Below are 10,169 nucleotides of genomic sequence, written 5' to 3'. Positions count from 1 at the left end.
GCCCACATCCGGTCCGAGATACCGGTGACAAATCGTCTCAACTTCGTAGGCTGGAGAAGTCGACGTTCGGGAAATGCACATTCTCGGCGTCCGATCGCGAGCCAGGTCGATCACCCGAAGGAACCCGCCGACGTCCACATCGGACTCGCGCGGTTCGAAACGAAGTCGACGAGGAGAGCCGGCCTGTGTCCGTACCCCTGAACGACGTCCGCCGATCGGCCCCATCATCCGACAGCATGCCCATCGGGCGAGGGTCGCAGACGCCTCGCCCCGAACTCGCCGTGACCTCGGGCCCGGCACCGCGCGTCACGGCCGTCGTCGCCGAGGGCGACATCTTCGACGCCGCCCTGGTCGCGCTCGTCGAGAGTGCCGGATACGAGGCGACCGTCGTCGAGCCCGCTCAGCTCGCCGCGCTGCGGAACCCGGCAGCGATCCTGGTCCGGTCCGCCGCGATGCTCGGGTTCGTCCGCCGCGTGCCGGCGTTGCGTTCGATCCGGGTCATCTTCGTCGGCAGCGGGGTCGCGGGGTTCGAGCACATCCGGATCCCCCCCCGCGCCGCGAGCGCCGAGGAGGCGCTCCAGCGGGCGTTGGCAACGGTCGCGGGCCCGCCGACGCCGCAGTCCCCGCCCGAGCTCGCGAACCGGGTACGACTCACCGACCGAGAGCTGGAGATCCTGCAGACCTATACGCTCGGGGCCACGCTGCGTCAGACGTCGCGCGTCCACGAGATCGCGGAAAGCACCGTGCGCGAACACTATCGGCGAGTTGCGCGACGTTACGAGGAAGCCGGGCGGCCGATCGGGAACAAGGCCCAACTGCTCGTCGAATTGATGAACGACGGGTGGGTGCGACCCTGAGCTCGCCACGACCGGAGATGAATCCATGATGTCTTTCGCCTCACGACACGACGCCCCATCTGCGAGAGACTGTGGAGCGTGACCACGACCTCTGACATCTCCGGCGACGGCAATCACCGGCTCGCCAACCGACGGACGGTTGCCGCCTGGGCGCTCGCGGTCGTCGAGGCCGTTGTCGCATTCGCGGCCGTCGCCGGCGGGCTGGCTCTCATCGGCGACCAGTGGGCGATGTCGCGGGAGTGGCTGCACAACACGCCGTTCAACACGTGGACCGGTCCCGGGATCGCGCTGATCGCCGTGATCGCGATCCCGCACCTCGTCGCAGTCGCGGCGATCGCCGTGCCCTCCGCACCCGCTCGTCTTGGCGTCCTCGGCGGCCTGCTCGCCGGCGGATCGCTGATCGCGTGGATCGTCCTCCAGCTCGCGCTGCTCCAGGTGTTCTTCTTCCTACAGCCGGTGATGTTCGTGGTCGGAATGGTCGAGGTGGGGCTGGCCTTGTGGTGGCGCCGCGGCGTCGAGACCTCCGCGGCGCGGTGAGGGACGCGGGGTTCGCGCCTAGAACAGTCCGACCGCACGCCCGATCAGGCCGAGCGCGACCAGCAGGAAGATGACCGCGGCGATGGCGATGACGATCACACCACCGGCCCGCCTGCGCTGAGGCGGCTCGTGCTCCTCGCCGCCGACGGCGGATTCGGCGGGCGGGGTGTCACCGGGCGCGACACCGCCTCCGGGCTCGAGGCCCGGTGTACTCGCCGGGTCGGGGTTCTGCGGATTGAACGGTTTCCGAGCGGGGTCGTTGTCTGCCATGGGGGTCGGTGTACCCGGAATGGCGGGAACTCACTCGTGGTCGATCAGAGACCCGTCGCGAGCACGGGGTACATCACGGTCAGGTCCTGCGCCCAGTAGGGCCACGCATGGGTTCCCACCGCCCGGAAGTGGGTGACGGGCCGCAGACCGTCCGCCCGCATCGCTCGCGCGAACTCCGTCGAGCACGCGTTCACCGAGCTCTCGAGCACCGCCCCCGACGCGATCTTCTCCGCGCGGTGGCGACCCGGGTCGAGCCTGGTCTCCTGGTCGAGAGGGCCGGGCACGCCGGTCCCGGACGCGAGGAACACACGCTTGCCCGTGAGGGCCCGGAGCCGACGGCCCGGGTCGTGGTCGGCCCATCCCGGCGCCCCCCACGGTCCCCACATCTTGGTGGGGTCCCCGCCGTCTCGGGTCACCGCGGCACGGATCTGGGATTCGTGCAGCACACCGGTGGTGAACGGACATGCGCTGATCGACCCGACGCCCGTGTAGAGCCCGGGTCGGCGTGTCGCGAGGGTGAATGCGGCTTGCCCGCCCATCGAGAGCCCGGCGATCGCGTTCTTGCCGTTGCCGTGGAACCGACCGTCGATCAACGGCGGGAGTTCGACGGTCAGGAAGGTCTCCCACTGCGGACGGCCGAAGGTCGCGTCGACGTTCTGCCAGTTCGTGTAGAAGGCGCCTTGACCGCCGGGCAGGACCACGTTGACGTCCTTGTCGCCGAAGTACCGGTCTGCGCGGGCGTCGCCGATCCAGTCACTGACCGCCGTCTTGCGACCGCCGCCGTCCAGGAGGTACAGCGTGCCGCGGGGTCGGGCGTGAGCCGGATGCAGCACGGTCACCGGCACATCCCGGCCCATCGCGGGCGAGCGGATCCACAGGTCATGGCGCTGGTGCCCCACCGCCGCACTGCCCACCACCCATGCCATCGACGGGCTCGCCCGCGTGGGCGCCGACGATGCGATCCCCGGCTGCGCGACCCCGACGATCATCCCGGCGGCGATCGTCGTCGACAGAAGCCGGACGACCAGGCGCCACGCACCACTCATCCCGGGAGGACGCCCAACTGCCCGAGGAAGTCGAGCTGGTCGAAGTAGAGGTGCTCGGAGAGCAACTGGGATCCCGCCACAAGGTAGGTCGCGCTCCACCGGAACGAGACCGTTCGCCCGGTGGGTTCGATCGGACCCGACGGACTCTGCAGCACTCCGTCGTGCACACCGTCGAAAGTGCCCTCCACCGAGGCGTTGTCGGCGTCGATCACAGATGAGCCGACAGTGAGGCGACCATCGGAGAATGCACCCTGAAAAACCGAGAGGAAACCGAGGACGCCCTCGCGACCGGTGAACACCCCTCCCGGTGAGACCAATTCGGCGTCCGCCGCCCAGGGTTCCTTCTCCGGGGTGCGATTGTTGAACGCGTCGATGTGCGCGTCGATCACTGCTCGGGCATCAGTCATGTCGGGTTCTCCTTCGGGTTGTCTGCGGTAGGCGTCACGATGCAGTCGGGGGGTGGTCGGCTCGGCGCTCGGCCATGCCTGGAGGGATGAACTCTCAACTCTCCGAGCGGCTTCGGTCACAGCTGCGGATCACGCGATCGAGCTCGCCGAGCAGGGTCGCGGCCGTGTCGTACTCGGCCATCGCGCGCGCCATCCGCCGGCACCGGTCGGTCACAGCGTCGTCGGCGAGAACGCGTAGCACCGCGTCGGAGACGGTCTCGGGAGTCGGGCGTCGGGTCCGCAGATCGATCCCGACCCCGAAGTGTGCGACCCTCGCGGCGACTTCGGGCTTGTCCTCTCCGCCCGGTGCGACGATCACCGGCACTCCGGCCCGCAACGCCTGGAGCACCCCACCGTAGCCTCCGTTGGTGATCAGGACCGACGTCCGCGGCAACAGTTCGTCGTAGTCGAGATACCGCGCGACCCGCGAATTCGCTTCGTGCGGAACTGGTTCCGGGTCGGCACCTCCGGTCGTGACGACGACCTGGACATCGTGCTCCGCCAGCCCGGCCACCGCGGGTTCGACCAGTTGCGAGAAATCGTCGTTGTCGAGCGTGCCCTGGGTGACGTGGACGACCGGGCGGCCGTCGGCGAGCATCTCCGGCCACCACGACGGTGCAGCCACATCACCGCCCCCCGCGAACACCGGACCCGCGAAGACCGTGTTCGGGTCGAGATCCGACCGCGGATACTCGAATTCGGACGGCCCCAACTGAACGAACCGGTCGAACGCCCGGGAGATGTCGAGGACGAAGTGGTCGAGGGTGCCCCCGGCGCGTCGAACCAGACGTCGCGCGGACCTCTGCGTGGATGCGAACAGCACACGCCGCACCGCGGTGTGGGCCAATCGGTTACGCACCCGTCCCAGCCGACCGGCCATCGGGGGCAGGCCGCTGTTGAACGGCGCGACGTCGACGCTCGTCTGCGCGAGTGGCATGGTGCCGATCCCGATGACGGGTGGACGCCGACCGGGAGGCCGGGACAGCAGGGGGATGATGCCGGCGAAGGTGCCGTCACACAGGATCGCGTCGACCGCGCGACTGCCGACAACCGATTCCACAGCGGCCGCCTGCTCCGGCAGCGGCGTGATGAACGTCCGCTCCACCTGGTAGCGCGACAGCGCCAGTCCGCGGTACCGGTGCCGGTCCGGGGTGAAACTGTCGGGATCCCGTTCGTCGAGATCAGCAGCGCCGCCCAGAGGTACGAGAGCAAGCCCGGCGTCGGCAACCCGGTCGGCAAACCGTGAGCCGGTCACCATGATCACCTCATGGCCCCGTTCGGCCAGCACACGTCCGACGCTGGTGAGCGGTCCGACGTGCCCGGCCAGCGGCGTGGCACACAGCAGAACGGTCGCCATCGCGCCTCCAATTCGATAGACCCAGACTCTATCGAATTCAGGGGAAAGCCGCGCATCTTCCACCGATCGGTCTCATCTTTGCAGTTCGAGACCGGTTCGGTTCCCGCGACGGAGGATCTGGGTCTACAACCAGTTCGTCGTCGACGCTATTATTGATGCTGTTGGAGTCCGATCCAAGCGGAGGCCGGCGTGACCAAGCGCCCCTACACAGCGCGTAAGCGCGCGATCAGCGCGGCGCAGACGCGCACGCGCATCCTCGACGCGGCGCAGGCGTTGTTTGTCGAGCACGGGTACTCGCGAACCACAGTGCAGCAGATCGCCCAGCACGCCGGCGTCGCTGTGGGCACTGTGCACCAAGCGGGGTCGAAGGCGTCGCTCATGATGGCTGTTCTCGAGCGCGGGTTCACGGGTGACGAGAAGTTCGTGTCGCTGCTCGAGCGCCCGGAGTTCGTCGCCATCATGAACGACTCCGACACCGACCGCGCCATCGGCCGGTACGTCGACCACATCATCGCGGCGAACAGTCGGATCGCGGACCTGTGGCACGCGGCGACGCTGGCGGCCGACACCGACCCCGCCATCGGCGAACAGCTCGAACGATCCGAGCTCCGGCGACTCGACGACGTGCACACCGGGTGCCATTGGTTCGTCCACCGCGGCCTCATCGCCGACACCCGGATCGACGAGTTCGCCGACATCCTGAGCTATCTCACCAGCCCCGTCACCTACCGCTATTTCACCGTCGAGCGGAACTGGACCGCGGCGCGCCTACGGAGCTGGTTGCTCACCAGCATCGCGGCAACCATGCACTGAACACCGAGGCTCACAACGAATCTGAGTGTCGGCGTTGTCAATTGCGTTGTGCGCGACGCGTACACTCGGCGCGGAAGCTCGACGAGGCCTCCTCGATCCGGTCGGTCACCCCGATGACCCGATCGAAGTGGTCGGCCCCCTGCCGCACGCACCGCGGGAGGCCACGCACTGCGATCCCTCGATGTGACAACGGACCCGTGAACCGGTAGACGATCGCCCCCACGTGACAGCGGACGGTGGACGTGCCGGACAAGTTGGTTCGCGCTCTGAGAAGAGTCGTCGTGGTGCTGGTGGTCGCGCTGGCCGTCGTGATCGCCAGTCCGGCCTGGGTGGTCGTCCTCGCACGATTCGACGACCATCCCGTGTCGGCCGGCTTCGCCGTGCTCGCCAACCTCGTGACGATCGCCTTCTTCGGTGTGAACACAGCCCTTTTCGCACTGTCGGCCGGCGCGGCGGTACGCACCTCGACCACTGAGGCACCACAGAAGCGGGAGACGCGGGTCGTCACGGCCGTCATCGGTGCGATGACGGTCGTGATGTCGGTGGGAACGGTCCTCGCAGCGATCGTGTTGGTCACGCTCCTGACGTCCTCGAGCGCCTCGCTGGCACCGTGGTCGGGGCCCTGACCCCGCCGATCTGAGTCGTAGGGGCCGCAATCAATCCTCGCGACCTGAGCCCAGCCTTACCCGCTCGCCTCGATTCCGCACTCGAGCGAAGAACCGCCTTGTTCGCCACACTGATCAGCCGGGAGTTCTGTGCTTGAGTGAACACACGCATGGATAAGGAAAAGAACGGAGAGGATCGATGATGCAACTCGCGAAAACCGGAGCAAGGATCGCCGCCACAGCAGCCGCTGTGCTGGCCATCGGAAGCCTTCCCGCGCTGGCCGAGGCCGCACCACGCGCGGTGCCGACCCTGCCCGATCTTGACCTCGGGTCACTGTCTCCGGCCACGCAATCCGAGCTGTGTACCTTCACCTTCTACCAACCGGGCGGCACCGAGCGAACCGAATCGGCGCAGGTGAGCGTCTCGTCCGCGGGCGAGGGGAAAACGACGTTCGTCTTCCGCACCGAGTCCGTGGCGACTTCGCCGTACACCCAGGCCGCCGCAGTGACGTGGAGCAATCTCGACACCGGGCTCAGCGGCGGCGGTTACGACTCCCGCACCGAGGCGCAGGTCGAGGCAGGCACGACCACGATCACGCTCCCCGCCCAGAACGTCGGCAAGGGGCGCGTCACCGTGGTCGCCAGCGTGTCGAATACGCGAGGCAGCACCGCAACGTCCTACGACGACTGCACCGCCGAATACACCGCCCCCTGACCCCGGACCTCGCGCAGCCATTCACCGGTACACGGCTATTCGCGGATGGTCATCTGGGTCACCTCGTCACCGTCGATGGTGAATGTGAATGTCGAAGGGCCGTTGAAGCCGTGACCGCCCACCGTGGCGATCATGGTGACCACTTCGGCGTCACGGAGCGCCGCGAGGGGAGCCAGGGTGGCTTGCTTGCCGATGAGTTCGGCATCACTCCAGCGCCTGATCTCCTCACGACCGGTGAACAGCCGGCCCCAGTCATCGACACGACCGGTCACGCCGAACGCTGCCAGAAAGGCGTCCGTGTCGCCGTTGTTGACGGCGTCGAGTAACCGCTGCACTGCTGCAGGTACGTCGACCATGGACTGCCTCCTCTCGTCGTCGGCGGGAATCAGCGTGTGGTGTAACCGCCGTTGGCAAAGAGTGTTTGTCCGGTTATCCACCAGCCCTCGGTGCACAAGAACGTGACGATCGGCGCGATGTCCTCGATCTTGGTCAGCTGATCGCCCATGGCCTGCGACTTGTGGAACTCGACGCGCTCGGGCGTTTCCTGCGGATAGAAGAACGGCGTGTCCATCGGGCCGGGTCCGATCGCGTTGACCGAGATGCCACGGTCGGCGAACTCCTTCGACGCCGCGCGATTGAAGTGCTCCACCGGGCTCTTGCCACCCGCGTAGGTCGAGTACCCGTCCGTGTAGGCGGCGAGCAGGCTCGTGACGATCGTGATCACCTTGCCACCCCGTTCGAGGTGCGTCCCGGCCTCCTTGAGGAAGAAGTACGCGGCCTTCGAGTTGATGGCGAACATCGCATCGTACTCATCCTCGGTGGTCTCGAGGATCGGCTTGCGCAAGACCTTGCCGACGGTGTTGATCGCGATGTCGAGCCGACCGAGATCCCTGGTCGCGGTATCGAACAAGTCTGTGACCGACGACGCCGTCGTGAGGTCGCCCTGATAGGCGGCGGCCTCCACACCCAGCGCACGGATCTCTGTGACCGTCTCGTCTGCAGCTGTCTTCGTCGCGTCGCTGTTGTAGTGGACGAACACGTTGGCGCCCCTACGCGCCAGATCCAGGGCGACAAGCCTTCCCAGGTTCTTCGCGCCGCCCGCTACGAGAGCGCTCTTGCCATCGAGCCGAGTGGATTCTGTTGCTTTCTCCTGTGTGGTCATGCCCCCAGTGTTGGAGCACAACGCACAAAGTTCAATCGATAATGCATGGTGTTATCACAAACCACACTTGTATGATCGATTCTCATGACACCACCAGACCTCGAATTGATCGATACGCGACGACTCCATCAGTTCGTGGTGGCGGTCGAATCCGACACATTGTCCGCTGCGGCCCAACAGCTCTACCTCACCCAGCAAGCCCTGTCCGCGTCGATCCGTCAGCTCGAGCGCGAGGTGGACGCCGCAGTCTTCGATCGCAGCCGGCGCAAGTTGCACCTGACCGACGCCGGAAACGCGCTCTACTCGGGCGCCAAGTCCCTACTTGCGGGCAACAGCGCCCTCCTCACCCACGTTCGCGAGTCCGCTCGTGGCGTGGTCAGACCTTTCGTCGTCGGGCACTCTCCCGCCATCTCGGGCGAAGAGGTCTACCACCTCATCACCCCCGCAATCGAGTCGATGCCGCACCAGCCGATCACGGCCCGGCAAGTCTTTCCCGGGCAGCTCCACGAACTGCTGTTCGCCGACGAGATCGACGTCGCACTCCGCCGCGGCGTCGATTCGCCGGCAAATCTGACCTCGGCCGTGTTCGCCTATCACGAGCTGCGCATCGCGGTCGTCGCCGACCATCACCTCGCCAACCGTAGCTCCGTCAGTGCGCCCGACCTCATCGGCACTCCCATCGTGGTCTGGGCACCCGAACGCCGGTCGTTCTACACCGACTTCCTCATCTCCTACTGCCGCCGTAAAGGCTTCGAGCCCACCCTCATCGTGAACCCGATCCAGGGAACACCACCTTTCACCGCGGTCCAGCGATACCCCGAGGCATGCGCTTTCGTCACCGACGTTCCCGGGGACCTACAGGGCGGAGCGGTCCGTGTCGTCGCCTTCGACGATCCGCCGCTAGCCCCCGTGCAGGCGATGTGGTTGCCGCACACTCACTCCGCTGTCCGTGATGCGATGGTGCGCGGGGCCGGTGTCTGACAGTTCCAGCAGTCGTCCGTCCACACCACTTCAGCGTCGTGATGGGCGTCAGTTCACCCGTGCGCGCCGCCTTCCACGCTCAGCGGCGGCCGCAGGACCAGCACGACGACGATCGCGATGAGGAACACCGCGGTCAACGCGAACGGAACCGGGATGACCGGGTCGAGCAGCACGAGCAGCGCGCCCACCGGGACCACGGTGTTGACCACGCGATCGGCATTGGCGCGCAGGGCGATCCACCAGATGCCGATGATGAAGACCGCGATGGGGATCGTCACGGTGAACGACGCCTGGGTCTCGGTGAGCTCACTGTGGTGCGTCAAGACGTCGATCTCGACTTCGATCCCGGCCGAGAACGCACCCGCCGCGGCGAAGACGAAGTAGTGCACGTATCCGTATCGGAGTGAATTGGCGAGCATCCCGCCGATGGCCCGGTGGTGCGGGGGCCAGAAGTAGATCCACCACAGCGCGGCGGTCGCGATGAACGTGAGGATCGCGATCGAGATGAGTGGCGCGAGTTCCTGCTCACTGTGCAGCGCCTCGATGATCGCGTTCGACGAGGCCAGCAGACTCTCGCCGAGCAGGATGAGCGTGAACAGGCCGTACCTCTCGGTGATGTGGTGCGGGTGCCACGGTGTGTTCCCCTGCCGTTCGGCGATCACGGGCACCGCGAGCTCGGCACCGACGAGCACCACGAACCCGACCGTCGCCGCGGCACCCGACGGGACGAGCAGCCAGAGCAGCCAGAGAACCTGGACGAGCGCGATCCCGGCAGCGTAGATCTGGGTCGTCCGGCGACGGTCACCGGCCGAGCCGGAAGCGCGCAGCCACTGGGCGACCATCGCGACGCGCATGATCACGTAACCGACGACCACCAGCCCGAACTCGTGGTCGACGAAGGCGGGCTCGATCCCCGCGGCCAACACCAGCACGCCCGCCATCTGCACGAAGGTCAGGACCCGATAGAGCCAGTCGTCGGTGCCGAACGACGTCGCGAACCAGGTGAAGTTCATCCACGCCCACCAGATGGCGAAGAACACGAAGGCGTACGACACCACACCGTCGACGATGTGGTCCTCGGTCAGTGCGTGATGCAGCTGGACCGCCGCGATACTCACCGCCACCACGAAGACCAGATCGAAAAACAGCTCGAGCGTGCTCGCGGCCCGACCCGGTTCGGCCGGGTCCCGCGGGCGCATGGTGCTCAGGTGAAATCGCGTGGACATCGTTGCCAACCCCCGATCGGTCACTGCGTGTGGACGAGATCATGCCACCGGAGCCTCAGCGGACGCGGGTGCGGCGCCGTGGGGCGACGGCTCGGCAGTCGGCGCACGCCGCGTGACCTCGACGATCAGTGCAGGTGACGGGGAGAATCGCCCC

13 protein-coding genes are annotated in these 10,169 nt (G+C 66.9%); 6 read left to right on the top strand and 7 right to left on the bottom strand.

The window, feature by feature from the left end; all coding sequences use genetic code 11:
- The first annotated feature begins 185 nt into the window (after window positions 1–185).
- Window positions 186–857: a helix-turn-helix transcriptional regulator gene (locus ABIC25_RS17890; RefSeq protein WP_435529101.1), complete on the top strand. Its 672-nt coding sequence runs from the start codon at window positions 186–188 to the stop codon at window positions 855–857.
- 78 nt (window positions 858–935) lie between these two features.
- Window positions 936–1,394 (top strand): hypothetical protein, encoded by a 459-nt coding sequence (locus ABIC25_RS17885; RefSeq protein WP_354562511.1) that lies wholly within the window; start codon window positions 936–938, stop codon window positions 1,392–1,394.
- A gap of 18 nt (window positions 1,395–1,412) precedes the next feature.
- Here ABIC25_RS17885 and ABIC25_RS17880 read toward each other — a convergent pair whose 3' ends face one another.
- The 4 genes from ABIC25_RS17880 to ABIC25_RS17865 form a co-directional block, all read right to left on the bottom strand.
- On the bottom strand, window positions 1,413–1,664 hold the full coding sequence (locus tag ABIC25_RS17880; RefSeq protein ID WP_033204173.1) for a DUF6480 family protein: 252 nt from the start codon (window positions 1,662–1,664) through the stop codon (window positions 1,413–1,415).
- Between the two features lie 44 nt (window positions 1,665–1,708).
- On the bottom strand, window positions 1,709–2,710 hold the full coding sequence (locus ABIC25_RS17875; protein WP_239402969.1) for an alpha/beta hydrolase: 1,002 nt from the start codon (window positions 2,708–2,710) through the stop codon (window positions 1,709–1,711).
- Window positions 2,707–3,117: an ester cyclase gene (locus tag ABIC25_RS17870; protein WP_239402970.1), complete on the bottom strand. Its 411-nt coding sequence runs from the start codon at window positions 3,115–3,117 to the stop codon at window positions 2,707–2,709. Before ABIC25_RS17870 ends, ABIC25_RS17875 begins: the two co-directional genes overlap by 4 nt.
- A gap of 94 nt (window positions 3,118–3,211) precedes the next feature.
- Entirely contained in the window at window positions 3,212–4,513 is a 1,302-nt protein-coding gene (locus ABIC25_RS17865) for a glycosyltransferase (RefSeq protein WP_239402971.1), read from the bottom strand.
- 189 nt (window positions 4,514–4,702) lie between these two features.
- On the opposite strand from ABIC25_RS17865, the gene ABIC25_RS17860 reads away from it, so the two are divergent.
- The 3 genes from ABIC25_RS17860 to ABIC25_RS17850 all read left to right on the top strand — a co-directional run bounded on the left by ABIC25_RS17860 (window position 4,703) and on the right by ABIC25_RS17850 (window position 6,646).
- On the top strand, window positions 4,703–5,326 hold the full coding sequence (locus tag ABIC25_RS17860) for a TetR/AcrR family transcriptional regulator (protein WP_239402972.1): 624 nt from the start codon (window positions 4,703–4,705) through the stop codon (window positions 5,324–5,326).
- 242 nt (window positions 5,327–5,568) lie between these two features.
- Window positions 5,569–5,952: a hypothetical protein gene (locus ABIC25_RS17855; RefSeq protein ID WP_354562509.1), complete on the top strand. Its 384-nt coding sequence runs from the start codon at window positions 5,569–5,571 to the stop codon at window positions 5,950–5,952.
- 181 nt (window positions 5,953–6,133) lie between these two features.
- Entirely contained in the window at window positions 6,134–6,646 is a 513-nt protein-coding gene (locus ABIC25_RS17850) for a hypothetical protein (RefSeq protein ID WP_239402974.1), read from the top strand.
- A 35-nt stretch (window positions 6,647–6,681) separates the two neighbouring features.
- On the opposite strand, the gene ABIC25_RS17845 is transcribed toward ABIC25_RS17850, so the two are convergent.
- Window positions 6,682–7,002: a nuclear transport factor 2 family protein gene (locus ABIC25_RS17845; RefSeq protein ID WP_354562507.1), complete on the bottom strand. Its 321-nt coding sequence runs from the start codon at window positions 7,000–7,002 to the stop codon at window positions 6,682–6,684.
- 29 nt (window positions 7,003–7,031) lie between these two features.
- On the bottom strand, window positions 7,032–7,808 hold the full coding sequence (locus tag ABIC25_RS17840) for an SDR family oxidoreductase (RefSeq protein ID WP_086536017.1): 777 nt from the start codon (window positions 7,806–7,808) through the stop codon (window positions 7,032–7,034).
- 84 nt (window positions 7,809–7,892) lie between these two features.
- Here ABIC25_RS17840 and ABIC25_RS17835 point away from each other — a divergent pair, with 84 nt between their 5' ends.
- A complete protein-coding gene (locus ABIC25_RS17835; protein WP_354562506.1) occupies window positions 7,893–8,789 on the top strand; it encodes a LysR family transcriptional regulator in 897 nt (298 codons plus the stop codon).
- 53 nt (window positions 8,790–8,842) lie between these two features.
- On the opposite strand, the gene ABIC25_RS17830 is transcribed toward ABIC25_RS17835, so the two are convergent.
- A complete protein-coding gene (locus ABIC25_RS17830) occupies window positions 8,843–10,015 on the bottom strand; it encodes a low temperature requirement protein A (RefSeq protein WP_354562504.1) in 1,173 nt (390 codons plus the stop codon).
- Between the last annotated feature and the right edge of the window lie 154 nt (window positions 10,016–10,169).

It is taken from the genome of Gordonia sp. PvP123 (assembly GCF_040547295.1).
Classification (GTDB): Bacteria; Actinomycetota; Actinomycetes; order Mycobacteriales; family Mycobacteriaceae; genus Gordonia; species Gordonia terrae.
Note: the sequence above shows the minus strand (reverse complement) of the source record. Positions and strands in the feature narration are given on the sequence as shown.